The 25708-nt window shown below is 58.8% G+C and carries 28 protein-coding genes; 14 read left to right on the forward strand and 14 right to left on the reverse strand.

Going from position 1 to position 25708, the window contains the following annotated elements:
* Positions 1 to 2: 2 nt before the first annotated feature.
* The 8 genes from SIB42_RS07185 to cbbX all read left to right on the forward strand — a co-directional run bounded on the left by SIB42_RS07185 (position 3) and on the right by cbbX (position 7025).
* Positions 3 to 329, forward strand: coding sequence for a carboxysome peptide A (locus SIB42_RS07185; protein WP_067092935.1), 327 nt, complete (start codon positions 3 to 5; stop codon positions 327 to 329).
* Positions 329 to 580 (forward strand): carboxysome peptide B, encoded by a 252-nt coding sequence (locus SIB42_RS07190; RefSeq protein ID WP_067092936.1) that lies wholly within the window; start codon positions 329 to 331, stop codon positions 578 to 580. The genes SIB42_RS07185 and SIB42_RS07190 overlap by 1 nt, the downstream gene beginning before the upstream one ends.
* A 46-nt stretch (positions 581 to 626) precedes the next feature.
* Complete coding sequence (locus tag SIB42_RS07195) at positions 627 to 1259, forward strand: BMC domain-containing protein (RefSeq protein ID WP_067092937.1); 633 nt, start codon at positions 627 to 629, stop codon at positions 1257 to 1259.
* A gap of 81 nt (positions 1260 to 1340) precedes the next feature.
* Positions 1341 to 3185, forward strand: a complete 1845-nt coding sequence (locus tag SIB42_RS07200; protein ID WP_067092938.1) for an NAD(P)H-quinone oxidoreductase subunit F — start codon at positions 1341 to 1343, stop codon at positions 3183 to 3185.
* A gap of 4 nt (positions 3186 to 3189) precedes the next feature.
* A complete protein-coding gene (locus tag SIB42_RS07205) occupies positions 3190 to 4710 on the forward strand; it encodes an NADH-quinone oxidoreductase subunit M (protein WP_067092939.1) in 1521 nt (506 codons plus the stop codon).
* On the forward strand, positions 4707 to 5846 hold the full coding sequence (locus SIB42_RS07210; RefSeq protein ID WP_067092940.1) for a CO2 hydration protein: 1140 nt from the start codon (positions 4707 to 4709) through the stop codon (positions 5844 to 5846). The genes SIB42_RS07205 and SIB42_RS07210 overlap by 4 nt, the downstream gene beginning before the upstream one ends.
* A 26-nt stretch (positions 5847 to 5872) precedes the next feature.
* Entirely contained in the window at positions 5873 to 6124 is a 252-nt protein-coding gene (locus SIB42_RS07215) for a 4a-hydroxytetrahydrobiopterin dehydratase (RefSeq protein WP_067092941.1), read from the forward strand.
* Positions 6108 to 7025 carry a CbbX protein gene (gene cbbX / locus SIB42_RS07220; protein ID WP_067092942.1) on the forward strand — a complete coding sequence of 306 codons (918 nt, stop codon included), beginning with the start codon at positions 6108 to 6110 and terminating at the stop codon, positions 7023 to 7025. Before SIB42_RS07215 ends, cbbX begins: the two co-directional genes overlap by 17 nt.
* A 7-nt stretch (positions 7026 to 7032) precedes the next feature.
* On the opposite strand, the gene SIB42_RS07225 is transcribed toward cbbX, so the two are convergent.
* Together SIB42_RS07225 and SIB42_RS07230 are read right to left on the reverse strand one after the other, a co-directional pair.
* A complete protein-coding gene (locus tag SIB42_RS07225) occupies positions 7033 to 7260 on the reverse strand; it encodes a DUF3136 domain-containing protein (RefSeq protein WP_067092943.1) in 228 nt (75 codons plus the stop codon).
* Positions 7261 to 7307: 47 nt separating this feature from the next.
* Positions 7308 to 7706 carry a RidA family protein gene (locus SIB42_RS07230; protein ID WP_067092944.1) on the reverse strand — a complete coding sequence of 133 codons (399 nt, stop codon included), beginning with the start codon at positions 7704 to 7706 and terminating at the stop codon, positions 7308 to 7310.
* A gap of 43 nt (positions 7707 to 7749) precedes the next feature.
* On the opposite strand from SIB42_RS07230, the gene SIB42_RS07235 reads away from it, so the two are divergent.
* On the forward strand, positions 7750 to 8829 hold the full coding sequence (locus SIB42_RS07235) for an ABC transporter ATP-binding protein (protein WP_067093145.1): 1080 nt from the start codon (positions 7750 to 7752) through the stop codon (positions 8827 to 8829).
* Positions 8830 to 8836: 7 nt separating this feature from the next.
* On the opposite strand, the gene gloB is transcribed toward SIB42_RS07235, so the two are convergent.
* Positions 8837 to 9601, reverse strand: a complete 765-nt coding sequence (gene gloB / locus SIB42_RS07240; protein ID WP_067092945.1) for a hydroxyacylglutathione hydrolase — start codon at positions 9599 to 9601, stop codon at positions 8837 to 8839.
* 29 nt (positions 9602 to 9630) lie between these two features.
* Between gloB and hisG the strand changes: the two genes are divergently transcribed.
* Both hisG and SIB42_RS07250 read left to right on the forward strand, forming a co-directional pair.
* On the forward strand, positions 9631 to 10284 hold the full coding sequence (hisG, locus tag SIB42_RS07245) for an ATP phosphoribosyltransferase (protein ID WP_067093146.1): 654 nt from the start codon (positions 9631 to 9633) through the stop codon (positions 10282 to 10284).
* Positions 10284 to 12125, forward strand: a complete 1842-nt coding sequence (locus SIB42_RS07250) for an ABC transporter ATP-binding protein (protein WP_067092946.1) — start codon at positions 10284 to 10286, stop codon at positions 12123 to 12125. The genes hisG and SIB42_RS07250 overlap by 1 nt, the downstream gene beginning before the upstream one ends.
* Here the strand turns inward: SIB42_RS07250 and SIB42_RS07255 are convergent.
* Complete coding sequence (locus tag SIB42_RS07255) at positions 12098 to 12853, reverse strand: alpha/beta fold hydrolase (protein ID WP_067092947.1); 756 nt, start codon at positions 12851 to 12853, stop codon at positions 12098 to 12100. The two genes, SIB42_RS07250 and SIB42_RS07255, sit on opposite strands and share 28 nt — an antisense overlap.
* Before the next feature lie 120 nt (positions 12854 to 12973).
* Here SIB42_RS07255 and SIB42_RS07260 point away from each other — a divergent pair, with 120 nt between their 5' ends.
* The gene (locus tag SIB42_RS07260) at positions 12974 to 13435 is read left to right on the forward strand and encodes a GNAT family N-acetyltransferase (RefSeq protein ID WP_074159282.1); all 462 of its coding nucleotides are present in this window, start codon (positions 12974 to 12976) and stop codon (positions 13433 to 13435) included.
* Here the strand turns inward: SIB42_RS07260 and SIB42_RS07265 are convergent.
* Genes SIB42_RS07265 through SIB42_RS07275 form a run of 3 tightly spaced genes read right to left on the reverse strand, consistent with a single transcriptional unit; the run spans position 13405 to position 15933 of the window.
* Positions 13405 to 14130, reverse strand: coding sequence for a TIGR04283 family arsenosugar biosynthesis glycosyltransferase (locus tag SIB42_RS07265; RefSeq protein ID WP_413327714.1), 726 nt, complete (start codon positions 14128 to 14130; stop codon positions 13405 to 13407). The two genes, SIB42_RS07260 and SIB42_RS07265, sit on opposite strands and share 31 nt — an antisense overlap.
* On the reverse strand, positions 14127 to 14753 hold the full coding sequence (locus SIB42_RS07270) for a TIGR04282 family arsenosugar biosynthesis glycosyltransferase (RefSeq protein ID WP_067092949.1): 627 nt from the start codon (positions 14751 to 14753) through the stop codon (positions 14127 to 14129). Before SIB42_RS07270 ends, SIB42_RS07265 begins: the two co-directional genes overlap by 4 nt.
* A 19-nt stretch (positions 14754 to 14772) precedes the next feature.
* Entirely contained in the window at positions 14773 to 15933 is a 1161-nt protein-coding gene (locus SIB42_RS07275) for a trypsin-like peptidase domain-containing protein (protein WP_067093148.1), read from the reverse strand.
* A gap of 53 nt (positions 15934 to 15986) precedes the next feature.
* Between SIB42_RS07275 and dnaA the strand changes: the two genes are divergently transcribed.
* Entirely contained in the window at positions 15987 to 17414 is a 1428-nt protein-coding gene (gene dnaA / locus SIB42_RS07280; protein WP_231856302.1) for a chromosomal replication initiator protein DnaA, read from the forward strand.
* Between the two features lie 150 nt (positions 17415 to 17564).
* Here the strand turns inward: dnaA and SIB42_RS07285 are convergent, their stop codons facing one another.
* Positions 17565 to 18215 (reverse strand): ParB-like protein, encoded by a 651-nt coding sequence (locus SIB42_RS07285; protein ID WP_067092951.1) that lies wholly within the window; start codon positions 18213 to 18215, stop codon positions 17565 to 17567.
* A 135-nt stretch (positions 18216 to 18350) separates the two neighbouring features.
* Here SIB42_RS07285 and gorA point away from each other — a divergent pair, with 135 nt between their 5' ends.
* The gene (gorA, locus tag SIB42_RS07290; protein WP_067092952.1) at positions 18351 to 19712 is read left to right on the forward strand and encodes a glutathione-disulfide reductase; all 1362 of its coding nucleotides are present in this window, start codon (positions 18351 to 18353) and stop codon (positions 19710 to 19712) included.
* Positions 19713 to 19740: 28 nt separating this feature from the next.
* On the opposite strand, the gene SIB42_RS07295 is transcribed toward gorA, so the two are convergent.
* The 6 genes from SIB42_RS07295 to SIB42_RS07320 are packed head-to-tail and all read right to left on the reverse strand — an operon-like array spanning position 19741 to position 25654.
* On the reverse strand, positions 19741 to 21231 hold the full coding sequence (locus SIB42_RS07295; protein ID WP_067092953.1) for a GMC oxidoreductase: 1491 nt from the start codon (positions 21229 to 21231) through the stop codon (positions 19741 to 19743).
* A 40-nt stretch (positions 21232 to 21271) separates the two neighbouring features.
* The gene (locus SIB42_RS07300; protein ID WP_067092954.1) at positions 21272 to 21877 is read right to left on the reverse strand and encodes a heme-copper oxidase subunit III; all 606 of its coding nucleotides are present in this window, start codon (positions 21875 to 21877) and stop codon (positions 21272 to 21274) included.
* A 4-nt stretch (positions 21878 to 21881) separates the two neighbouring features.
* Positions 21882 to 23570: a cbb3-type cytochrome c oxidase subunit I gene (locus SIB42_RS07305; RefSeq protein ID WP_067092955.1), complete on the reverse strand. Its 1689-nt coding sequence runs from the start codon at positions 23568 to 23570 to the stop codon at positions 21882 to 21884.
* A 4-nt stretch (positions 23571 to 23574) separates the two neighbouring features.
* Positions 23575 to 24522 carry a cytochrome c oxidase subunit II gene (locus tag SIB42_RS07310; protein ID WP_067092956.1) on the reverse strand — a complete coding sequence of 316 codons (948 nt, stop codon included), beginning with the start codon at positions 24520 to 24522 and terminating at the stop codon, positions 23575 to 23577.
* Positions 24519 to 25157 carry a DUF2231 domain-containing protein gene (locus SIB42_RS07315; RefSeq protein WP_067092957.1) on the reverse strand — a complete coding sequence of 213 codons (639 nt, stop codon included), beginning with the start codon at positions 25155 to 25157 and terminating at the stop codon, positions 24519 to 24521. The genes SIB42_RS07310 and SIB42_RS07315 overlap by 4 nt, the downstream gene beginning before the upstream one ends.
* On the reverse strand, positions 25154 to 25654 hold the full coding sequence (locus SIB42_RS07320) for a DUF2231 domain-containing protein (RefSeq protein WP_067093149.1): 501 nt from the start codon (positions 25652 to 25654) through the stop codon (positions 25154 to 25156). The genes SIB42_RS07315 and SIB42_RS07320 overlap by 4 nt, the downstream gene beginning before the upstream one ends.
* Positions 25655 to 25708 lie beyond the last annotated feature (54 nt).

A 25708-nucleotide genomic window follows, 5' to 3' on the forward strand; every position in this document is an offset into this window, starting at 1 on the left:
CCATGCTGATTGTCAAGGTCCTGAAGCCGCTCGTTTCAACCAACCGGATTCCGGATTTCGAGCACAAGCATCTCCAGGTGGTTCTGGACGGCAGCACGAAGAAAGTGGCTGTCGATGCAGTCGGGGCCAAGCCCGGCGACTGGGTGATCTGCGTCAGCAGTTCCGCCGCCCGCGAGGCTGCCGGCAGCAAGTCTTATCCAAGTGATCTCACCATCGTGGGCATCATTGACCACTGGGAGCCCGATCCACCCAAACCGTCGTTGGCACCCCCTTCAGCTCCTGCAGCCTCCAAGTCATCCCCCTCCACCAAGCCAGGAGAGAAGACCTGATGGAGATCATGCAGGTGATGGGGACACTGGTCTGCTCTTACCGCCTGGCGGGGTTGGATCACATGCACCTGCGCATTCTCAAGAACAACAAGGGCAAGCAGATGGTTGCTGTTGACCCGGTCGGAGCTCGAGAGGGCAACTGGGTTTTCACTTCCAGTGGTTCAGCTGCCCGTTTTGCATGCCCAAACAGCTCCGTGCTCACGGATCTGACGATCGGTGGAATCATCGACCACTGGATGCCGGATGGATAACTGATCGCGTCCCGTCCCTCCATTCCATCCGTCTGAAATCTTCCCCATGGCATCCCCAGCTCCCCGTCGTCGCTCTTCCGCAGCCGTTGCTGCAGCTTCGACCACATCAACGACGGCCAAGGCCTCAGCTGGGGCCACAACCAGTTCTGCATCCAAACCGGTTTCTTCGACGGCTGATCCTGCAGCCTCTAAAGCCACTGTGGATGTGACTCCGGTTGCAAGTAGCCGCTCTACAACGACCCGTCGCAGCACCACTGCAAGGTCTGGCTCCAGCCGTGCCGTGGCGGCACGGAGTGGCAGCACCCGTCGCGCCTCATCCTCCTCAGGCTCATCAGGCTCAGGTCGCGCCGCCAAGTCCGTCGCAGCTGCTCCTGAGCCGTCTGTGCAGGGAGTCGCCCTCGGCATGATTGAAACCCGCGGCATGGTGCCAGCCATCGAGGCTGCCGACGCCATGACGAAGGCTGCCGAAGTGCAGCTGATCAGCCGTGAATATGTCGGTGGCGGCTACGTCACGGTGATGGTGCGCGGTGAGACCGGTGCCGTAAACGCCGCGGTGCGTGCAGGTGCTGACGCTTGTGAGCGTGTCGGCGACGGCCTCGTGGCGGCCCACATCATTGCCCGTCCCCATCAGGAAGTGGAGCCTGCGCTTGTGCCGACCAATGTGCGAAGACGTAGTTGATCAATAACGTCTCTCTGCATCATTTCGGACTAGATTCCCCGGCCAACACGCACCACAACGGCCCTTCAGGTCTCGTTGCTTTTGACTCCAGCTCTTTCGCTGCCTCTTCAGACCGCCTGGTTGATTCCTCTCTATGGATTCGCCGGAATGCTGGTGTCCCTTCCCTGGGCCTTCGGATGGTTCCGTAGAGATGCCCATCGACCTCCGGCGTATCTCAATATCCTGCTAACCCTGCTGGCCGTGGTTCACGGCAGTCTTGTGCTCAGGGAGGTCATGGCCAACGGTCCTGCCTTGATCGGCATGCCCTGGCTGACTGTGGGTGATCTCAATCTTGAGATCAGCTTCAGCCTTTCGCTCACCAATGTTTCCGCTCTTGAGCTGATCACTGGCCTGAGCCTTCTCTCCCAGATCTATTCGCTGGGGTACCTCGACAAGGAATGGGCTCTAGCTCGCTTTTTTGCTCTGCTCGGTTTCTTCGAGGGCGCTATGTCGGGAGTTGTGCTGAGCGATTCGTTATTTCAAAGCTATTTCCTTCTGGAGATGCTCACCCTGTCCACCTATCTGCTGGTGGGCTTCTGGTATGCCCAGCCGTTGGTGGTCACTGCAGCCCGCGACGCGTTTCTAACCAAACGCGTCGGTGACGTGATGTTGTTGATGAGTGTGGTGGCCCTCACCGCCTGGTCAGGCGTTACGAGCTTCGATGATCTCTACAGCTGGTCGGCCCAGGACACCCTGACGCCATTGGCTGCAACTCTTCTCGGTCTTGGACTGGTGGCAGGACCAACCGGCAAGTGCGCCCAGTTCCCCATGCACCTCTGGCTTGATGAGGCCATGGAGGGTCCGAACCCTGCCTCGATTCTGCGCAATTCCGTTGTGGTGACCTGTGGTGCGATCGTGCTGCTCAAGGTCATGCCCCTGCTGCAGCACGCGCCGGTGACTCTTGTAGTGCTTCAGGTGATCGGCACGATCAGCGCCGTCGGCGGTTCCCTTGTTTCGATTGCCCAGGTTGATATCAAGCGCACGCTGTCGTACTCCACGACGGCCTATCTCGGTTTGGTGTTCATCGCGATTTCCTTGCAGGTGCCCGTGCTGGCATTGCTGCTGCTCTATGCCCACGCCGTCTCGAAGGCTCTCTTGTCGATGAGTGTCGGTGGGGTGATCGCCTCGACCAACTGTCAGGACATCACCGAGCTCGGCGGTTTGGCCAGTCGTATGCCCGCCACTACAGGAGCCTTTCTGGTTGGTGGCGCTGGGCTCGTCGGATTGCTTCCACTCGGTGGATTCCTCTGCCTTGCCCAAGCTGTGGAGTTGGTCGGTGCCAGAGCCGTGGTGTTCGTGCCGGTATTCCTGATCACCAATGCCCTGACAGCGTTGAACCTCACCAGGGTGTTCCGCCTGGTGTTTCTTGGTCCATCACTTGCCAAGACCCGTCGAGCCGCTGAGATCAATTGGCAGATGGCGCTGCCGATGGTGGCTCTCACCGTGATCGTGGTGCTGACGCCGTTCCTGCTGATCCGTCTGGAATCCCTCGATGGTCTGCTGGCCTTTCCCTTCTGGGCCGCTGCTCTGGTGGTGTCGAGTGGTGCTGCCGGGTTGATTGTCGGGGCTCTCGTTCCCCTCAACAAAGCCTGGTCACGCTCGCTCAATCCGATTCTTCGTTGGTTTCAGGATCTGCTCGCCTACGACTTTTACACCGAGCGTTTTTACCGAGTCACCATTGTCAATGTGGTAGCCACCTTCTCGCAGCTCGCAGGCTGGTTTGACCGCAATGTCGTCGATGGAGTGCTGCATGGTCTGGCACGCTTCTCCCTGTCGAGTGCCGAAGGCCTCAAGCTGAGCATCAGTGGTCAGACCCAGTCGTATGTGCTCACAGTGATCGGTGCCATCGTGCTGCTGCTCATGTCTCTGAGCTGGGTTCTGCAGTGAGGTCATCATGCTGACGATTCTTCTTCTGATCCCCTTCCTGGGCGCATTGTTGATCTGTGTTCTGCCGGATGCAGACAGTTCCGACACTGAGAGTGTCGGTCGCAGTCGGACCTTCACCCTGGTCACCCTCGCGGTCCAGTGCCTGCTCAGTTTTGGTCTGCTGATCCCCTTTTCGGCTGTCGAGCCCGGCCAGCAGCTGGTGGAGATTCTTCCCTGGCTTCCGCAGATGGGCCTTGAATTCAGCCTCGGAGTTGATGGTTTGTCGCTCCCGCTTGTGCTGATGAATGGGGTTCTCTGCCTCGTGGCAGCAGCTGCCTCGCGCTCAGTTGAGAATCGTCCCCGCGTGTATTTCGCCCTTCTGCTGGTGATCAGTGGAGCTGTGAATGGAGCCTTTCTTGCTCAGAACCTTCTTCTCTTCTTCCTGTTCTATGAACTGGAACTGATTCCTCTCTGGCTGCTCATCGCCATCTGGGGTGGCGCCAACAGGGCCTATGCCTCCACCAAGTTCTTGATCGTCACCGCCGTGTCCGGCGTGTTGATTCTGGCGGCCTTCCTGGGGATCGCCTTAGTAACGGGGAGCGTTGATTTCGGAATTCGGCCGATCCTCACGACTCAGATGGGATTGACCAGCCAGCTGGTCCTGATGACCTGTCTGCTGATCGGCTTCGGGATCAAGATTCCTCTTTTCCCTTTCCACACATGGCTTCCAGATGCGCACACCGAGGCGTCCACTCCAGTTTCAGTGCTGCTGGCCGGGGTCTTGCTCAAGCTGGGCACCTATGGCCTTCTTCGTTTCTGCCTCGGCCTTTTCCCGGAGGCCTGGTCCGTGGCCGCTCCATGGCTGGCTGGCTGGGCTGCAGTTTCAGTGCTGTATGGATCGCTGGCAGCCATCGCCCAGACCGATATGAAGCGGATGGTGGCCTACAGCTCCGTGGGCCATATGGGCTATGTGTTGCTCGCCGCCGCTGCGGCCACCCCCCTCGCGCTGATTGGTGCTCTGTTTCAGATGGTCAGTCACGGTCTGATCTCCGCGGTTCTCTTCCTTGCGGTGGGTGTCGTCTATGAGCGCACCGGCACCCGTGATCTGAATGTGCTGAGGGGGCTTCTGAATCCTCAGCGTGGTCTGCCACTCACCGGCACTCTGATGATCATCGGTGTCATGGCCAGTGCAGGCATCCCCGGCATGGCCGGCTTCATTTCCGAGTTCCTGGTGTTCAAGGGCAGTTTCGAGATGTTCCCTGTGGCCACCCTTTTGTCGATGGTGGGTTCAGGTCTGACGGCCGTTTATTTCCTGCTGCTAGTCAATCGAGCTTTCTTCGGTCGTCTTGCCGTGGCTCCCGGCGCCAATCAGAATCCGAAAATTCTCAATCAGGTTCCCTTCGCTCAGCAGATCCCTGCTCTTTCGATGTCTTTGCTGATCCTTCTGCTTGGTGTTGTTCCCAATCTGCTCGTGGGCCTGAGCCAGCCAGCCACCGCCCAGCTCAGTGAACTCGCCACACTGGTCAAGCCTGGAGGGCTTTCATGACCACCACTGCCCGACCTCAAGCCACCGAACCCACGCTCCCCGATCAGGAGGAACTGATCAGGCGCTTGCTCTCGGATACACCGCTGCTTGCTGACACCCCTGATCATCTGCTGCAGGTCGTCAACGTGCTGGAGAGCTATGGCCTCGTCCTAGACGCCTACAGCTGCAATCTTGTTCATCAGGGGAAGACTCAGCTTCTCAACCCGTTTCCGGTGTTCCGCTTCTTTCACGAAGGGTTGACTGCCAAACGCCTCTGGGAGCACCTGATGGGTGACCGCATCAATTTCGAATATGCCGAGTATTGCCAAAAGGCGATGTTCTGGCATGGCACCGGTGGGATGGATGCCTATTTCGATTCAGAGCCGTTTCAGGATGTATGCCGCCGCGTGATTGCCTTGCGCTCCAAGCGGGATCCGCTTCTGCGTTTGGTGAACACTCTTTATCCGGGATTTGCACCGGAGGCGATCCGGTCGATGACGACGATCTATGCGCTCGGCCTGTTCTGGCGGGTGATGAGTGACATCTTCATCGATCTGGCACGCCGCTATCGCATAGGTGAAGTGGCCTGTGTGCTGGATGTGGTTCACCACATCCGCGATGGTCTGGTTACGGCCGCAGGTAATCCCATCACCTACGAGGTCATGGTGGGTGGAGAGTCCGTCTGGGTTCTCCCCCCGGAAGCAGGTCTCACCTTCCTTGTGGATGTCGCCGTCCCTTATGTGGAGGCGGTGTTCTTTCGAGGGATGCCATTTCTGGGAACTGTGTCCTATAACGCCCAGGCCCGTCAGATCGCGGCCGACCAGAGCCTGTTCAAATACGGAGCTCTGTACGCCGATCCTTTGCCGAGTATGGGAGCTGGAATTCCTCCCAGCCTGTGCATGTCGGACATGTACCGGAACCTTCCCGAGGAGCTCAGCCGCTGGTACGACCATCACGGCCGTGCCCAGGCGGATGCCCATGTTCAGATCTGCATCAGCTTCCAGAAGTCGATGTTCTGTGTCACTAACGCAGCGATCGCCGGGACGATGCCTAATCCTCTCGATACCCAGGACCCCGAGCAGCAGGCGGCCAATCATGCCTACGCGTCTGCTTGGTCAGAACGCCTGATGGGCTGCCAGAGGGGCGCTCTCCTTTAAGTTTCGGAGAGGCCTCGAGGTTGTCGATGGAAGCTTGGAATGAACGCAAGCGACCGGTCTGTCTGGAGAAGCGATTCGAGTTCGGTAGCTACAGCTCCACCCGTGATTTTCTTGATCGGCTCGGTGAGTTCAGTGAAGTGAGCAAGCGCTATCCCGATATCAGCTTTGGGAAAACCTATGTGAACATCACTTTGCGCCCCGATGAGGATGCGGAGGATGCGACCCTCACCGATTCAGATCACGCCTTCGCCGCGGCGATTGATGGACTCATCGATTGATCTTGAGGCCAGCTTTATTGCGTCGGGAGTCGGAGAGGTTCTCGAACACTTAGACACCGAGCTGATCGGTCTGTGGCCAGTCAAAACCAGAATCCGTGAGATCGCCGCTTTGCTGTTGGTCGATCAGGCTCGCCAGTCCCTGGATCTGCTCAGCAAAGCTCCCAGCCTGCACATGTCGTTCACCGGTCAACCAGGAACCGGAAAAACAACTGTTGCGCAGAAGATGTCGCAGATTCTTCATCGCCTGGGTTACTTGCGCAAAGGCCATGTGATCACCGTCACCAGGGATGACCTTGTTGGTCAATATGTGGGGCATACGGCCCCGAAAACCAAAGAAATGATCAAACGCGCCCAGGGAGGCGTTCTGTTCATTGACGAGGCTTATTACCTCTACAAACCAGGAAATGAGCGGGATTATGGAGCTGAAGCGATTGAGATCCTCTTGCAGGAGATGGAGAGCCAGCGCAATGATCTTGTGGTGATCTTTGCCGGTTACAAAGACCGGATGACAGCGTTTTATCAATCCAATCCAGGACTTTCTTCAAGGGTTGCTCACCACATCGACTTCCCTGATTACAGCCAGAGTGAATTGATGGCGATTGCTCAACTGTTGCTGGAACAACAGCAGTATCAATTCAGCGACGCAGCGGTTGAAGCTTTTGAGAGCTACATCAGCCGGCGGCGTCAATTGCCGTTCTTCGCCAATGCACGTTCAATCCGTAATGCCCTCGATCGTCTGCGACTGCGGCATGCCAACCGCTTGTTCTCGCACCGCGGCCAACCTCTCAGTCGTGAAGCCTTGATCACGATCGAAGCAGCGGATGTGTTTGCCAGTCGTGTGTTTCAGGGGGAAGTGGAGGGAGCCGATCCTTCCCAGCCACTGACCAATGGAGCCGAATGAGCTTCCCTCACCTCGGGGTGGGCTGCTCTAGATCTCTCTTGATCAGTGCCATCAGGTAGGAGGGGGCCTTGTAACGCCCTGGCAGGCAGCGGTTGAGTGTTTCCAGATGGCCCCAGCACACGGTTTTTTCGATGTCCTTGACTTCTCGACCTTCCTTGAGCAGCCGTCGTAACGCCTTGCAGTACAAGGGATAGCCCGCTTCCAGTTCGCCGATGGTCAGCTTGGCCTGGGCCATGAAGGTCGCTCGGTTCTTCTCTTAACTTATGAAACCGCCGGATCGCTTTATCCAAGCCAGGCGATGCAGTCGATCTCCACCTTTGATCCCTTGGGCAGTGCTGCGACCTGAACGCATGCCCTGGCAGGGCTGACACCGCTTCCGAACAGTTCGGCATAGATCGCATTGACCGCCTGAAAATCGGCGAGATCGACCAGGTACACAGTTGTGCGCACGACCTTGGCGGCCTCAGTTCCCGCAGCGCTCAAAACGGCCTTCAGATTGCGCAGCACTTGCCTTGTCTCCACTTCCACATCGCCGCCGCCCACCATCTCTCCGGTTGCTGGGTCTAGAGGGATCTGGCCCGAGCAATAGAGCCATCCGCCAGCCTGCACGGCCTGGTTGTATGGCCCTACCGGAGCCGGCGCGTCAGGTGTGGTGACAGCTTGATGGGTGGTGGTTGACATCAAGAGGGATCACAATGGGACTGCATTTTCGCGCTTCGTGTCGATGGAGTCCCTTCCGGTCGAGATCGATGGTCTCTGGCACAGCTATGACGCTTCCGGAGCGGAGTGGACTCTTCAGGACATCAATCTCAGCCTGCAGGGCGGTGAACTTGTGGGGTTGTTGGGCCCCTCCGGCTGCGGCAAGACCACCCTTCTGAGATTGATCGCCGGTTTTGAAAGACCAATCCGCGGCAGTATTCGCCTTCATGGCCGCGAGGTGGCCAGCCCTCAGCGCTCGCTGGCCGCCGAACGCCGTGGAGTGGGCATGGTTTTTCAGGACTATGCCCTGTTCCCTCACCTGAATGCCTGGGCCAACACCTGTTTCGGTCTTCGCCGCGGGCAGGACACAGGTCGGGCGTCCTGGCTTCTGGAGCTGCTGGGTCTGGAACGGTTGAAAGAGCGTTATCCCCATGAGCTTTCCGGCGGTCAGCGTCAACGTCTGGCTTTAGCTAGAGCTCTGGCACCAGCGCCATCGGTGGTGCTGCTCGATGAACCCTTCTCCAACCTGGACGTGGAGGTTCGGCTGCGCCTGCGCAGTGAACTGCCATCCGTTCTCAGTGCCTGCAACGCCAGCGGCGTGTTGGTCACCCATGACCCGGAGGAGGCCCTGGCAATTTGCAGTCGGGTGGCTGTGCTGCGCGACGGACTTCTGCATCAGTGCGCCAGCCCGAAGCAGCTAGTGGAGTCACCGGCAACTCCCTTCGTGGGCAGCTTTGTGCTTCAGCGCGATGTTCTGCCGGTTTGGAACGATGCCGCCGGCGGTTGTCTGCGCTGCCCTCTGGGTGACCTGGAGAGACCTGGTGATCTTCAGGCCGATGCCCTGCCGGAGGAGGCAACGGTTCTGGTTGCTCCCGAAGCTATCGCGCTGCTGGAGGATGCCAATGGTGAGGATCAGGTGGTGGGGCGCGAGTTCCTTGGCCACAGCTGGATGTACAGGGTGAAGAGCGGTGACCGGCAGCTGCGGCTGCTGAGACCGCTTTCCGAGGACTATCAACGCGGCCAGAGCTGTCGTCTGCGTCTTCAGCCCGGTTCATCGGTCTTGCTGCATCCTGAGCGACGCGCCCTGGTGACTCGAGCCTGCTGAGCCTTTCTCAGCCGCTCCAGCTGTCCTTGTGCAGCCTGAGTTCACGCAGTTCTTGCACTGAACACGCTCGCAGAAACAGGTTGGTGCGCCGCTCCTCACCCATGGTGCTGGGCAGGGATAAACTTCCACGGCTGCGCAGGTCTTGGACCGTGCTTAGGCGTGCGGCGATGGCCTGATCATCAGGTCTTAGGGCGTGGGCCCAGCGAAGGTTGCCTTCGGTGTACTCGTGAGCGCAATGCACGATGGTGTCGTCCGGAAGATCCTGCAGGCGTTTGAGGGCCAGGTGCATGTCTTCGGCGGATCCTTCGAACAGACGACCGCAGCCTGCCCCGAACAGGGTGTCGCCACAGAACAGCACTGGCGTCGGAAGCTCCGGGGAGCACCCCTCGGGCAGGACATAAGCCAGATGCGCCCGGGTATGGGCTCGCACATCGATCACCGAGACGGGCTGTCCCAGCAGCTCGAGCTGTGTGCCGGGCTCGACCGACACCGTCTGGAAAGGAATCCGCTCCTGATCGGCAGCTGCTGCGATCACCGCAGCGGAAGGCCATTGCCGCAACAGATCGGGTGTACCGCCGATGTGGTCGGCGTGGTGATGGGTCTGAAGGACGGCGGTGAGCTCCAGCGTGCGATCCACCAGCCATTGCCTCACGGGTTCGGCAACGGCGGGATCGACGACTACCGCCTCGCGTCCCCTTGTCCAGATCCAGACGACGTTGTCCTGCAGGACCGGCAGCGGCTTGATTCCGTCGCTCTGACAGGGGTGGCCCATCGTTAAAGTTTTGGGCGATGCAAGCTTCCATGATCACCGTTGCACTGGCCAAGGGCGCGCTGCTGCGGGAGTCCGTGGAACGTTTCCAGCTTGCCGGTCTTGATTTTTCGGCAGTGTTGGATCCCGACAACCGCCAGCTGATGGTGCCTTCGGTCTGTGGCCGGGCCCGAGCTCTGCTGGTCCGCAACGGTGATGTGCCGGTTTATGTGGCTTACGGCCAAGCCCAGCTTGGTGTGGTCGGTTACGACGTGCTGCGCGAGCACCAGATGCCTGTGGCGCATCTGGTCGACCTCGGTTTCGGCGGCTGTCGCATGTCCGTTGCTGTCAAGTCGAGCAGTGGTTACCAGAGGCCCACCGACCTGCCGCCGCATTGCCGTGTTGCCAGCAAATTCACCCGTTGTGCCAGGCAGTATTTCGATTCCATCGATCTCCCGGTTGAGCTGGTGCACCTCACAGGATCCGTGGAGCTTGGTCCAATCACAGGAATCGCCGAAGCAATTGTCGACCTGGTCGCCACAGGCCGAACCCTCAGGGATAACGGTTTGGTGGCGATTGAAGACCTCTTCCACACCACGGCCCGACTCGTTGGCCATCCGCTGTCGCTGCGCTTGGATCAGGGAGAGCTGCAACAGGTGATCGAGGCGATGGATGCTCCCAAGAGGGAGATGGTGAGCACGACCTGATGGCCGGTTCCGATCTTCAGCGCATCAGTCGGCTGGGGCGCTACCTCGGACGCGACCGTCGTCGTCTGCTGCTCACCCTGATTCTGCTGATTCCGGTGGCGCTCGCCGGCGCGATTCAGCCGCTGCTTGTCGGTCAGGCCATCTCGATTCTGCGAACCGTCTCCGGTGCCACCAACGAGTCGGTCGCTCCGATCCTGCAGCCCCTCGATAGCACCCTGGCCCTGCGGCTGATCATTGGTGCTCTGCTGATTTCTGTGCTGGTGCGTCTGGCTCTACAGGGGGTGCAGAGCTACAACATCCAATCCGTAGGGCAGCGACTCACAGCCAGAATTCGCCGTGATCTGTTCGCCCATGCGATGGATCTTTCCCTGCGGTTCCATGACCGCATGCCAGTGGGCAAGTTGCTCACGCGCCTCACTAGTGATGTTGATGCACTGGCTGAGGTGTTTGGCAGCGGGGCTGTTGGCGTTCTTGGCGATCTGGTCACGCTCACCGTGATTGCGGTGACCATGTTGTTGATCGAATGGCGACTCGGGTTGCTCTTGCTCGTGTCTCAGGTTCCGGTGACCCTGGTTGTGCTCTGGTTGCAGGGGCGCTACCGCAAAGCCAACTATCGGGTGCGTGAGGAGCTGTCGCAGCTGAATGCAGATTTTCAGGAAAATCTGCAGGGTCTGGACGTGGTTCAGATGTTTCGCCGTGAAGCCTTCAACGGTGACCGTTTCCAACGCACCGGCCTGGCCTATCGCGAGGCGGTGAATGGAACGATTTTGTTTGACAGCAGCATCTCCGCATTCTTGGAGTGGGTTTCCCTCGGAGCGGTGGCGATTGTGCTGGCTCTGGGGGGCTGGATGGTCACCTCCGGGGCTATGGGGCTGGGGATCCTGACAACGTTCATCCTCTATTCACAGCGGCTGTTTGATCCACTGCGGCAGATGGCCGAGCGCTTTACCCAGATTCAGGGTGGCTTGACCGCGGTTGAGCGAATCGGAGAACTGCTCGAGGAGCCACTGGAAATTCGAGATCACACCCTTGCGGGCCCTGGCAACACCAAGGAATCGCCTGTTGAAACCTTGACTGCTCCGCTGCAGGTGAAGCCTTCGGCCCGCGGCGAAGTGGTGTTTGAAGGTGTTCATTTCGCCTATCGACCTGATGAGCCGATTCTTCAGGATCTGAGCTTCAGGCTTGCGCCCGGTGAGCATGTGGCATTGGTGGGCCCCACCGGCTCTGGAAAGACCACGGTGATCCGCTTGCTCTGCAGGCTTTATGAGCCCCAGAAGGGCCGCATCCTTCTCGATGGACGCGACATCCGCAACCTTTCTCTGGCGGATCTCCGTCGTCAGCTGGGGGTGGTTCTCCAGGACACCTTTCTGTTCAGTGGCAGCGTCGGTGACAACCTCCGACTCGACCGGGAGATCGATGACAAGCAGCTCAAGGATGTTTGCAGAGATCTCGGCCTCAGCTCACTGCTGGCCCGGCTTCCTCAAGGGCTGGACACGGAGCTGCGCGAGCGCGGGGGCAACCTCAGCTCTGGAGAACGTCAACTGCTTGCTGTGGCTCGGGTAGCGATTCGCAATCCCAATGTGCTTGTGATGGATGAGGCCACCGCCTTCATGGATCCTTCCACGGAAGCCACCCTGCAAAGAGATCTCGACCGCTTGCTGGAGCGCCGAACCGCCGTTGTGATTGCTCACCGTCTGGCCACCGTTGAGGCCGCCGATCGGATCCTCGTTCTGCGTCGTGGCCGTTTGATCGAGCAGGGAACCCATCTGCAGTTGCGCGCTCAGGGCGGTCTCTATGCTGAACTCGCCGAGCTTCAGGAACGGGGTCTTGCCAGGCTCTGAGACTCAATCCAGCTGGACAGGATGTCGCTCAGAATCTCCGGCTTCTCTTGCATCGGCAGATGGCCACAGCCAGCGATCTGGTGATAGTCATGCCCAGGGCTGTAAGCCGCCAGATGGCGCACATAGCCAGGTTCCATCACCTGATCGTTGTCGCCACTGATCCAGAGGCTGTCGACGGCTAGGTCAGACACCAATCCTGGCAGTTCTCGAACAGCGCCCCGGCTGGTGCTGTTCACCAGCAGTCCGCGGGCAGCCCGCCGCTCGGCCTTGAACGGTCCAAGGGTTCCAAGGGGGGCTGGTAGCTGAGCCAGGCCATCGGGACGCAGCTCCAGAATCAATTTCCCGAAGCCGCGCAGTCGACGAAAGGGCCGTGGCTGATAGATCCCTCCCCCTGCTGCCAGCAGAACAACGCCCAATAAACCGGTCTGTTTCTGTCGTCGCAGATGTGCTTCGGCATGCAGCACCACGCTGCCGCCGAGTGAGTGGCCCAACAGCACGAATGGTCGTCCCTTCGCTCTATGAATGGCGTCGTCTGCCAGCCAGCGGCCGTAGGCCGACAGGTTGGGAAGCAGTCCTGAGGGGCGCTCCGCATCCCCGAAGCCAGGCAGATCAGGGCACCAGAGCTCAATCTCTGGATGGCGTTCTTTCCAGCATGCGGCAAGTGGCGACCAGACCTGCTTGCTCAAAAGCCAGCCATGAACAGCTATCAGCAGTTGACTTGCAGGCATCTGTGCAGAACTTGCCCATCCACCTTGCCGCCTTCCGCACCTTCCGTGCGCCAAGATCGTGACAATGCAGCATCGTCAGTGATCGACGACTCTTCCCTTACGCCAGAGACACTGCAAGTGATGTATGGCGATCAGGCGAAGCTGTGTGCGACCCCTGCCAGCCAGCTCACTCTGGTGTTCAGCCAGCACCGACCCTTTGATTTGGTGGAGTTGGAGCAGCTTCTGGAAGCGGTGGGCTGGAGCCGGCGACCTGTCCGACGGGTTCGCAAGGCTCTCGACAACAGCCTGATCCGGGTTGGTCTCTGGCGCCACGATGCCCGGATCCCACGTTTAGTGGGTTTTGCGCGCTGCACAGGCGATGGGGTGCTCGAAGCGACTATCTGGGATGTTGCTGTTCACCCCCTGTACCAGGGCTCCGGTCTCGGCAGTCAGCTGATGGATTACATCCTCGATGCTCTGCGCGCTCTTGGGACTGAACGCGCCACCTTGTTCGCCGATCCAGGGGTCCTGCCTTTCTATAAACGTCTGGGCTGGGACCTTGAGCCCAATGGTCATCGCTGCGGTTTCTGGTATGCGAACTGAGTGCCGTAGTAATCCTCGGCTAGCCGCTCCGCAGACTCGCCCTGCTTCCAGCGCCGACGCAGCCGTGCATTACGCCAGCTGCGCCGTAGGACTCCGTCGTCTTGCCAACGTCGGCCATCGGTGGTCAGTGGGAGGCCTATCCGCTTGAGATCAGCGATGCGGCTCAGGCGCTCCATCAGATCCAGATCCTCCATCAGCGGCAGCTCGGCAAAGCCGCCGCAACGGTGATAAAGCTCGCGATGCAGCAGCAGCCCTTGATCACCGTAGGGACGCTGTAGCCAGCGACTGCGCAGGGCCACAGCCTGCTCCAGCAGACGTCGCGACGCTGTGGAGGGAGCAATTCGAAAATCGAAATACCAGGCGTTAGCTGCTGCGGCAGAGGTTTGCAGTAGCGGGCTGACCCCCCTGAACCATTGAAGGGGAAGACGACTATCTGCATGCAAGAACAGCAACCAGTCGCCATGAGCCTGAGCCGCTGCGGCGCGCAGTTGACGGCCACGGCCAGCGGGATGAATTTTGATCAGATGAGCACCTGCCAAGCCTGCGATCTCCGGTGTGGCATCGCTGCTCCCCCCATCCGCTAGCAGAATCTCCAGACCGCTCCCAACGCACTGCAAGTCCGCCAGCAGCAACGGCAGCCGTTCTGCCTCATTGAGGCAGGGGATGACCACGCTCAGAGCTGCTTGCCTGGTCATGCCAGCCATCCCTCAAGATCCTCGAGCTGGTCGATGTCATTGCGTGTGTCGAGCTGTGCCGGTTTCAGACCGCGCTGGCAGGCTCGCTGCCAAGTGAGGCCAAAGACCTGGTCGCTACCCCAAGGGATCGAATGAAAGGGCCAGCGGGGTGCTCCTGGTGTCGTTGCCGACAGACCGAACAGCCAGTAGCCACCATCCCGTGATGGTCCGATCACCAGTGGTGACTGGCGAAGAAGCTCGATAGCCTTGATCAGATCTTTTGCAGCCAGGTCGGGAAGATCCGTGCCGATCAGAATCACCGGAGCAGCAGGGTCAGTGGAACGTGCCTGCAGAACCTCCCTGCGCATGCGATTGCCAAGATCTCCTCTTCCCTGTGCGCTGATGCTGGCCTCAGGAATCGAGGCGAGCCAGCGACGGCAGGCTCTTGAGCCGGCACCGCTGATGGCGATGTGCAATCTCAGCGTTCCATCTCTGGCGAGACCTTGGGCCACAGCCAGGGTGTGAGCGATCAGCCGCGCCTGGATCCCTGCAGCCTGCGAAGCCCCCAGCGTGCTTGCAAGGCGACGTTTGCAGCGCCCGCTGGCGGGCCAGCGAGTCATCACCACCAGGATGGGCTCGGTCATCGAATTAGCCCGCCAAGAATTACTGCTGCCGCGGGAGTTCCTCAGGTTTCACCATCAGCTCGAGGCTTTCGCCGTCGCGCTCAACAATGATGGGCATGGCCTGGCCGACACGGCCCCGGTCGACTGCCAGCTGCACCTGAGAAGGATCCTGCACTTTGGTGCCGTTCACTTCACGGATCAGGTCGCAGGGGCGGATTCCGCCCTCTGCAGCAGGGCTGTTCTCCACCACTTCGATCACCACCACGCCGTTCAATTCAGGCACCGTGCACAGATTGCTGTTGGCCGCGGCATTGATCTCCTTGGCGAGCTGGGGCGTGAGGCTCTGGAGACGGACGCCAATGAAGGGGTGAGACGCCTGGCCGGTACTGATGATCTGCTGCGCGATTCGCTTGGCCAGATTGATCGGGATGGCAAAACTCAAGCCGGCTCCGGGGGCCTTTTTGATGGCGGTGTTGATGCCGATCACCTGACCAGCGGCGTTGATCAGCGGCCCGCCGCTGTTGCCTGGATTAACGGCAGCATCGGTCTGGATATAGGGCACTCTTTGCCCCTCTCCAATGGCATTGGTGCGATCCACGGCGCTGATGATCCCAGCCGTCACCGTGTTGTTGAGGCCAAGGGGATTGCCGATGGCGATGGCCCATTCCCCGGGCTTGAGATTGTTGGAATTGCCGAGGGGAGCGACCGGCAGTTTGTCGGCAACCACGCGCACCACAGCGATGTCCGTGAGTGGGTCACTGCCAAGAACGCGACCGCTGAAGCTTCGACCGTCGGGCAGTGTCACCGAGACCTGGTCCGCGCCCTCCACAACGTGTGCGTTCGTGAAGATCAGGCCATCGGAACGCGTGATGAATCCGGATCCCTGGCCCGCCTGTTGCTGGATCGGTGCTCTGCCGCCGAAGAGGTTGCCAAGCGGGTTCACGACACGTTTCACCGTATCGATCCGCACCACTGAGGGACCGACCCGATCCACCGCTTCAACAATGATGTTTTTTCCCGGTTGAAGGGGGGCTGAGCGGGGGCCATCGCTGACCTCAGGTAAGGGGTCGCTGGCAGGGGCCTGATCCAGTCCGATGCGTTGCTTCCAGGCGGTTCCGCAGCCGCTGAGACTGGAGCCGATGAGGCCGACGCCGATGAGCGTGAGTGCGCGCTGCAGTGGACGCTGGATGGCGGAGGCCATGAAGATCTGTGATGTCGTCAGCACCTCATTAAAGACGGACCGATCGGCCTGGAGTGCGTAGATTCAGCCACCGTGATTCGGAGGGTGTAGTGCTGACGGGCAGTGAGCTTTGGAGCAAGGTTCAGCAGGCCCTTCAGAGCAACCTCAGCAAGCCGACCTTCGAGACCTGGATCCGCCCTGCTCAGTGCGGTGGATTCAGGGAGGGGACTCTGACATTGCTGGCGCCTAACAGCTTTGCCAGAAACTGGTTGCGCAAGAACTACGCGAGCGCCATCGCGGACGTGGCTGGTGAAATCATTGGTCAGCCTGTGACGGTGTCGGTTCTGGCGCGTGATGCCGAGGACCTCCAGGCAGGTTCGGCACCTGCAGCTGTCACTGCGGCAGCTTCCGCAGCAGCTGTGCCGGCTCCTCTAGCGCCGCCAACCCCAGCGAAGAAGGCGCCCCGACGTCTGCCGGGGCTGAACATGCGGTACGTGTTCAACCGATTTGTCGTGGGGCCTAACAGCCGCATGGCCCATGCCGCTGCCCTCGCTGTCGCTGAGGCCCCGGGTCGCGAATTCAATCCGCTGTTCATCTGTGGAGGGGTCGGCCTCGGTAAGACCCACCTCATGCAGGCCATCGGCCATTACCGCCTCGAGATCGATCCTGAGGCGAAGGTGTTCTATGTCTCCACTGAGACCTTCACCAACGACCTGATCGTGGCGATCCGCAAAGACGGCATGCAGGCCTTTCGCGATCGTTACCGGGCCGCTGACCTCATCCTTGTTGATGACATTCAGTTCATCGAGGGAAAGGAATACACGCAGGAAGAGTTCTTCCATACCTTCAACGCGCTGCATGAGGCAGGTCGACAGATTGTGATCGCGAGCGATCGTCCCCCTAGCCAGATCCCCCGACTGCAGGAACGTCTGATCTCTCGTTTCTCCATGGGTTTGATCGCTGATATTCAGGCTCCGGACCTAGAGACGCGTATGGCGATTCTTCAGAAAAAGGCCGAACAGGAACGTGTTGCCTTGCCAAGAGATCTGATTCAGTACATCTCTGGTCGTTTCACCTCCAACATCCGTGAGCTGGAGGGAGCGCTCACCAGGGCGGTCGCCTTTTCCTCGATCACCGGGATGCCGATGACTGTTGAATCGGTCGCTCCCATGCTGAATCCCAGCGGTCAGGGTGTTGACGTCACACCACAGCAGGTGATCGACAAGGTGTCAGAGGTCTTCGGGGTGACTGCGGATGACATGCGCAGCAGCAGTCGTCGCCGGGCCGTCAGTCAGGCCCGGCAGGTGGGCATGTTCCTGATGCGTCAGGGCACCGGCCTCAGCCTGCCGCGCATCGGTGAAACCTTCGGCGGAAAGGATCACACCACGGTGATGTACGCCATTGAGCAGGTGGAAAAAAAGCTCGGCAATGATCCACAGCTGGCTAGTCAGGTGCAGAGGGTGCGTGATCTGCTTCAGATCGATTCACGCCGCAAGCGCTAACTGTGGCTTGAGGGAACGGCTGCATGCGAGAACATGTCGATCGCATCGGCTGAAATCATTCCTGCCTGAACGACGATCGTGACGCTTCCTCCCTTGGTCACCACTGATGGGGACCTCACGTCGACCCTTTGTTCGTCATTGCTGATTGGTTCAGTTTCCTCCGGTCCAGCCGGCCAGATGAGCTGCAGCTCGGGACTGAGCCAGTCGCCGGGAAGCTGGCAGAGCAGGGTCCAGCTGGGAGGAACTGAACGGCGGCAGAGGGCGGGTTCGCAGCCATGCCCCCCAGCGGAACTCGTGATACGGGATTAAGCGCTGTGGTTCGATCAGGCCTTCCTTCTTGAGTTTCCAGACGAGGCTGCGGTAGGGGTCGTCTTCAAGGCCCAGCAGTGAATGGGGCAGCTTCGAGGGTTCCCAGGGACCGTTGCCCCGTCCGTCATGGAGATAGAGCCAGCCCCGATCCTGCAGGGCCAGTAGGGCTGCATCGCGGCTGTCGCTCTCAATCTCAGCGATCACGTAGCCATAGGTGGTGACGGTGGGATCCATCTCCAGCAGTGCCCTCAGGCGATGGTGTCGATCCACCATCCAGAGCTGCCCAAGGCGGTTGCGCACCAGGGGCACTGGCTTGCCGCGCAGATATTCGAGACGTTCTTTCCGGCTTTCCTGGCTGAAGTCCCTCTGACGGCTGCGAACTTCCGCCAGCCCAACGCACATTTGCGTGGGCTGGAGATCACTCACCCTGACTTCGATCAGGCTGTGGTCATCGTCATGATCAGGAATCCGGTCGTAGCGAGGCAGATGCACACCGGACTCCAGGTCTCGATTGACTCAACCCTATGCGGATCTCAGCGATTGTTTGGTTTGCTGATCTGAATCGCACCCTGTGAAGAGCTGGAAACCAAACCCATCAGAATGGTTGGTAGTTGAACGTCAGCTGCGGTGAACCAGTCGTTTGATCTTGTGGTGCTCGGTGCTGGTTCCGGTGGTTTGGCGGCTGCTAAGCGGGCGGCACGTCATGGTGCTCGCGTGGCCATCGTGGAGGGTGACCGCGTTGGTGGCACGTGTGTGATCAGGGGCTGTGTCCCCAAGAAATTGCTGGTGTATGGATCCCAGATGGCGGAGCAGATGGAGGAGGCCTCCAGTTATGGCGTCCATCCTTCTGAGGTCCGCATTGATTCAGCACAGTTGCTGGCCAATGTGCGTACTGAGGTGGATCGCCTCAATGCCATGCACATTGAATTTCTGGCGAAGGCCGGTGTCACCCTGATCCAAGGCTGGGGCCGGTTCGAGGACGACCATCACATCCTTGTCTCGACTGATCCCGGTGGTGACCCGCAGCACCGCCTGCAGGCTGAGAGGGTGCTTATCGGTGTCGGCGGTCGCCCTCAGCGACCTGATATTCAAGGAGTCGAGCTGGGCTGGGTCAGCGACGACATGTTTCTGTTGGAACGTTTCCCTGAACGGATGGTTGTGGTGGGTGCTGGCTTCATCGCCTGCGAATTCGCCGGCATCCTCAGCGGTCTTGGTGTTGAAGTCACCCAGCTTGTGCGGCGTGAGCATCTGCTGCGGGGCTTCGACGCCGAACTGGCTGGAGTGGTTCAAGAAGGTATGGCGGAGAAGGGCGTGAATCTTCAGTTCACAACAAGCCCTGAAAGTATTGAGGGAATGCCGGGAGATCTCGTGGTGCGCACGGATCGTGGAGATCGCATCGCCTGTGGCGGGGTGCTGCTTGCCACAGGACGCCGGCCTTTCTTGAAGGGACTCAATCTTGATGCAGCGGGCGTATCGACTCAGGGGCATCGCATTCCCGTCGATGCTGATCAGCGCACCAACGTCTCCCATGTGTTCGCCGTCGGTGATGTGACTGATCGCATTTGCCTCACGCCAGTGGCGATTGATGAGGGTCGCGCCTTCGCTGACAGCATTTTTGGAGACCGTCCGCGTCAGGTGGACCATGAGCTGGTGGCCAGTGCCGTGTTTAGTCAGCCTGAGCTGGCAACGGTGGGATTGTCGGAAGAAAACGCCATTGCTCAGTACGGCGCCGATGGCGTCGTGATTCACAGAGCCCGGTTCCGTTCCATGGCGCAGGCACTTCCGAAGCGCGGCCCCCGCTGCCTACTCAAGCTTGTGATTGAAGCGGAAACCGAGCGAGTGCTGGGTTGCCATATGGTTGGTGAGCATGCCGCTGAGATCATTCAGATGGCAGCGATCGCGGTTGGGATGGGAGCGACCAAGGCCGACTTTGACCGCACGATGGCTCTGCATCCCACGGTGTCAGAGGAATTCGTCACCATGACCTGACAGCCAAGCCACCCCTGAGATCTCCTAGTCAGTTGTGGAGTCTTGCGTGGAGCGTGTCTGCCATGCGCAGTGCCAGGGCGATGGTGGTAAGACCAGGCCCCACGCTTGGGCAGCTTGGGAACACACTGCTGTCGACGATGTAGACGTTGTCGAGCTCATGGCACTTTCCAGTTGCGTCCACAACGGATGCGGCGGGATCCTCACCCATGCGGCAGGTGCCGCAGGCAAAGCCAACAACGCTGAGAGGGGCTTCACCGCGGGGATGAATGGGCTCTGACGTCACCACCTTGGTGTACGGATCAGCCTCCACGGATTTGAGCGTATCGATCCACCTGTAAACCAGTCGGTCATGGGCTTCACGGTTGTTATGGAGGTAATTGATGCGGATTTGCTCCTTGTTCATCCACACTCTGTTCTCCTGATCGGGGAGCACTTCCGTCATGGCCCACCAGGCCACCGTCCGGGAGGCGAGACGTTGGATCCCAAAGCTCGGAATCAGTTTGCTGATCAGCGACAGGACAGGTGGTGATTCGGCAAACAATGCGTCCTGAAGCACTCCTCCAGCCGCCTGAATGTGTCCAAGTGGGAAGTTCACATTCTTGTCTCCCCAGTAGTAGTCGTTGACTCCATAGGAACGCGCATAACGCCCGCTGTTGGGTGCCGCGGAACGCTGCAGGATGGAGGTGATCTGCACGTTCATCAGATTCCTGCCCACCTGGTCAGACCTATTGCCGAGGCCGCCGGGGTTTCGTTCACTTCTGGATCTCAGCAGGATCGCCGGTGTGTTGATTGCGCCAGCCGCAAGCACAACCAGATCCGAGGAAAACAGCCAGATCTCTCCCTCTACATCCGCCTCCACTCTTTTCACTTCCTGTCCGCTGGGATTCACATGCAGCCTGAGAACCTTGGCTTTGTGGCGAATGTGCAGATTGCCGGTGTCGGCATGCGCCAGTCCGCATAGCTCGGCATCACCAACGGGATCCCCTTCATCGTCTGACCAACTGAGAGGCAGGTCATAGGGTTGACATCCCTGGCGCAGTAGACCTTCCCGCAGCTCCTCCAGGAACGGCAACACCGCGCGAGGTGAATGTTCAAAATCCTTGCTTCGTGATGGTTCCGTGGGATCGACGCCAGCTTTGCCGTGGACCCGATATAGCGTTTCAGCCTGGTCGTAGTAAGGAGCCAGGTGGTCGTAATCGAATGGCCATGCCGGCGAAACCCCTTCCTGCAAGGGCAGGTCGGTGAAATCCTTTTCGCGCATGCGCTCGAGCACGGCTCCCCAGATTTTGGTGTTTCCGCCTACGGCATAAAACGTCTGGGGTGAAAAGGGATCCCCATCCGGTCCGAACCACTGTTCATCTTTGATCCGTGGTCGGGTTTGCCAACCCTCTTCCACCGCTTCGCCTCGCTCGAGCACGAGCACACTGCGGCCTTCTCGGCTGAGGGACCCCGCCAGGGTTGCTCCTCCGGCACCACTGCCGATGATGATGATGTTGTAATGGCGGTCGTCGATAATCATGGCGATGCTGTCACTTTGACGGCCGGAAGAATCGGCTTGTTCAGGTCGTGCGTTGCCATACGTAAATCAACAGGAAAAGAATGATCCAGATGACATCCACGAAGTGCCAGAACAGACTCACTGAAGTGACCCCCATATCACCTTTCGCGTAGTTATTTGGGAGAAAAGACCGGAATAACATTAATCCCATCAGGAAAATCCCAGTGATCACGTGAAGACCGTGGAAGCCGGTCAGCAGGTAAAAAGTTCCGCCGAAAACACCGCTGCTGAGTGTGAATGTAAGTTCCGACCATTCAACATATTGCCCATACACGAAATAGCTGCCCATGGCCATCGTGAGCAGCCACATCGCCCTGAATCCCCAGAGGTTTTTCTTGTGGAGATAAACCTCCGCAAAATAAGCAACAAAGCTTGAGCTCACCAGAATGATCGAATTGATCAGAGGCATTGTTGTTTCAAGCCCTTCAACCCCATCGGGCAACCATTCAGGGCTCGTGATCTTCAGCACGGCATAACCGGCGAAGAATGCAATGAAGATAATGCTTTCTGAACACAGAAAGATGATGAATCCGGTGAGATTATGGCCATCGTGCTGGACATGCCCCGGGGTGTGATTGAGAGGTAGATCTGGATTGGCACCTGTCATCAGGTCATGCCTCCAGCGAGCGGCGGATGTAGAACTCCTCATCCTCGACAAGGGGATGTCCCATTCCATAGCCATAGGGCTCACTGATCACCGTTGGGATGTCGTCCTCAAAATTCTCGGCAGGTGGAGGAGATGGAAGCAGCCATTCCAGACCGATGGCTCTCCAGGGGTTGGGGGTTGCCCTCGGACCTCGTGCCCAGGAGCTGACGATGTTGAGGATGAAGGGAATGGAGGCCACACCAAGAATGAAGGCCCCGATGCTGGCGATCACATTCCAGAGAGCGAATTCGGGGTCATAGGAGGCAACGCGTCGCGGCATGCCGTAGAGGCCTGCCCAGTGCAGAGGAAGCCAGTTGAGGGTTGCGCCAATGAAGGTGAGCGTGAAGTGGATCTTGCCCAGTCCTTCGTAGTACATCCGGCCCGTGAATTTTGGGAACCAGTGATAGATGCCTGCGAAGATTCCGAATCCAATGGTGTTGAAGATGATGTAGTGGAAATGGGCGACAACGAAGTAGGTGTTGCCGACGTGGATATCGATCGGAACCGTGCCGAGCATGACTCCGGTGATGCCTCCGAAGATGAAATTCACAAGTCCACCCAGAACGAACAACATGGGAGTGGTGAGACGGATCTTCGCTCCCCAGAGTGTTCCTAGCCAGGCGAACACTTTCACTCCGGTGGGGACGGCGATCAGCATGGTGGTCACCATGAATAGATTGCGCATCCACTGTGGAGTTCCGGTGTAGAACATGTGGTGCACCCAGACAATCAGGCCCAGAAAGGTGATGATGAACGAGGCCAATGCCACGAACTTGTAGCCAAAGAGTGGTTTGCGCGAATAAACCGTGATTAGCTCCGAGAAAATTCCGAATACCGGAAGCACCATCACGTACACCGCCGGGTGAGAGTAAAACCAGAAAAAGTGCTGGTAAAGCACGGGATCGCCACCCCCTTCAGGTCTGAAGAAACTGGTGCCGAAACTGAGATCGAACAGGAGCATGATCGCTCCACCGGTGAGTGCCGGAAGACCGATCAGCTGAAGAGTCTGCGCGGCCCATGCGGTCCACACAAACACCGGCATGCGGAAATATCCCATGCCCGGAGCCCGCATGCCGATGATCGTGGTGACGAAATTGACGGCACCCATGATTGAGGAAACGCCGGAAATGGCTACGGCAAGAATCCAGAGAAATTCACCATTGATGAAATGTCCCAGAGGGTTCTGAATGCTCATTGGTGGATAGGACCACCAGCCCGATGAGGCAGGGCCGCCTGGCACGAAAAAGCTGCTGAGCAGCACGACAGCAAAAACCGGCACCAACCAGAAGGCCAAGGCGTTCAACTTGGGGAAGGCCATGTCCGGAGCCCCGATCATCGTGGGGATCAGCAGATTGTTGAAGCCGTTCAGGACCGGGAACAGAAACAGGAACAGCATCACCGTTCCATGCATCGTGTAAAGACCGTTGTAGACACTGGGGTCCACAAGATCCGCCGGTGGAGTGATCAATTCCCCTCGCATCACCATGGCCAGCAACCCACCCAGGAGAAGGAAGAGAAGGGAGAGACCGATGTATTGAATGCCGATCACCTTGGCGTCGGTATTGAAGCTGAAGAAGCGCTTCCAGTTGTCGGGAGCACCTGGAACGGGGTGGCTCGCCTTCAGCACCCTTGGGTCGTAATCGGTGATCGTCATCTTTTCAGGAGTCGTGGGGCGCTTCGGGATTACCGGGGTCGTTGACCAGGGGAGGGGGAGCTGGAGCAACCGTGGCCCAGCCGCGGTTGCCCTCCTTGAGGCGTTTCTCATAGAGAGGGGTACCCGGGCTCAGTCCCTGCACCATCGGGAGCTTGGCTGTGATTGTCAGCCATGCGTCGTAGTTCTCCTCGGATTCGACAATCACATTCGTCTGGTTCTGGGAGAAATAAGCGCCGCTGAACATGGCATCGCGCAGCCTGAAACGTCCTTCTCTTGTGGGTGTAAGGCTGTAGGAGATGACGCTCCCTGGAATGATGTCCTGTTTAAGACGGAAGGCTGGGATGTAGAAGCTGTGGATGACATCATTCGAACTCAACAGGAAATTGGCCCTCAGATTCACAGGAAGATGCAGTTCGGAACTGCGAACTGCATTGGGATAAATGAATTCCCATGACCATTGCCTTGAGATCACTTCGATTGGGCCGACCTCGCGAGTTGCATCCAGGGTGGCAACCGTTTCAGGTGTCTGATTGACGGCAACGTCATATTTCTGCTTTGGACCAAGTGTGGCCAGCGTTTCATTCACATGGATGGAATAAAACGCAAGAGCCATGACAATGACGAAGGGAATCACGGTCCATATGATTTCTAGCTTCGTGTTGCCTTCAATTGGCAGACCATCACTTTCGTCATACTTTTCGGCCCTGCTGAAAAGTATGGACCAGATGATGAAACCCACGCAGCCGATGAAGATGAAAGCCCCGATGCCCACTTCCAGGCTGAACAGATCATCCACATAGGGAGCGGCCGTGGACGCTGGGACAGGCAGCCATCCGTAGGCCCAGCGGGAGATCTGATAACTCGCTGCAATATCAATCAGAGTGCAGACCAGGACCACGGCGAGAAGCTTGAGCGGCGGGCCCTTCCTTGGACTCCGGCGAGTGGATGTCATGGCAGAGCCTCCTTGAGATCGACTCCTGCAGCTAGCAGCTGGTCCGCTGTGATGTGGACCCCGAATTCACTGGCGAGCCATGCCCCGAGGCTTCCATGAACGCCCATCACAAGCAGGATCGTGGCTCCGCAGAAGAGATACATCCAGGTCACCTGACGTCCCAGGTCTTTCCGCCAGACGAAGCGCTGGTAGCCACGCCAGATGGTCATCGCCACGATGATCAGCAGCAGGGCCACGCCTCCGATGCCATGCCAGAGCATGGTGTTGATGGCGTTCTGCCCGATCACAGTGCGAATGTCCCCCGGAAGAGGCACTGCCAGGAGCATTTCGTAGAAGCCTGCAGCCACCGTGAAAAAGGTGATCACGCTGCAGGCCAGCACGTTGTACCAGCCCACGTCGTGAAAACCCGTTCGGGTCACCGGCAGGGCAAGAAAGCGGAACACCCGCTTCTCCAACGGGTAAAAGGCACCGGCGAAATCGAAAGCGATTCCGATCGCAAACAAGCCGATCGTGAAATGCACGAGATTCGGATGGATCGGGATTGAGTAAGGCAGATCATTGGCTCCCAGTTGATCGGCGATCTGATTGATCGGAGAGGGAATCGCCATCAACAGGCCAAGAATCTCGGAGTTCATGACACCGCTCCACTGCGGATGGCATCAACAACTGGGACCGTGTGCAGCCCGTAGATCCAGACGAGCATGTCGCCCAGATACACCTGACAGAACACCAGCGTGGCGAGCACGCCGTCCAGCACGAGGAATCCTGCGGGAAGACGGGTGGGGTCCTTCTGACGCACCACGTAGCGCCATCCTGTGAATAGGCCCAGCACGCCTGCCAGGGACCAGCCGATGGTGCTGTGGTAGTTGAGGATGTCGCGAGCTGCTCCGTAGGGGCTGGCCAGGCCCGCTTCGATCTGACCGAAAATGATGGCGACGAAGATTGCAATTGTCGCCACTAGAAGATTCCAGAAGCTCACCTCGAAGAGATTTCGCCTTCGTGTGATCACACCCAGCAAATCGAACACAACAGTGATCAGCGCCATCGCGATCACGAAGTGCACGACGATTGGATGGATGACATCCAGCCAGGGCAGATTTTTGTCGTTGAGAGGTGGAAGCAGCTCGAGCATCGGCAAGCCGAGCAACGTCCCTCAAGGATGGACAGCATTGAGTGAGCAGTCAGC

Source organism: Synechococcus sp. MIT S9508 (genome assembly GCF_047303045.1).
Lineage (GTDB): Bacteria > Cyanobacteriota > Cyanobacteriia > PCC-6307 > Cyanobiaceae > Synechococcus_C.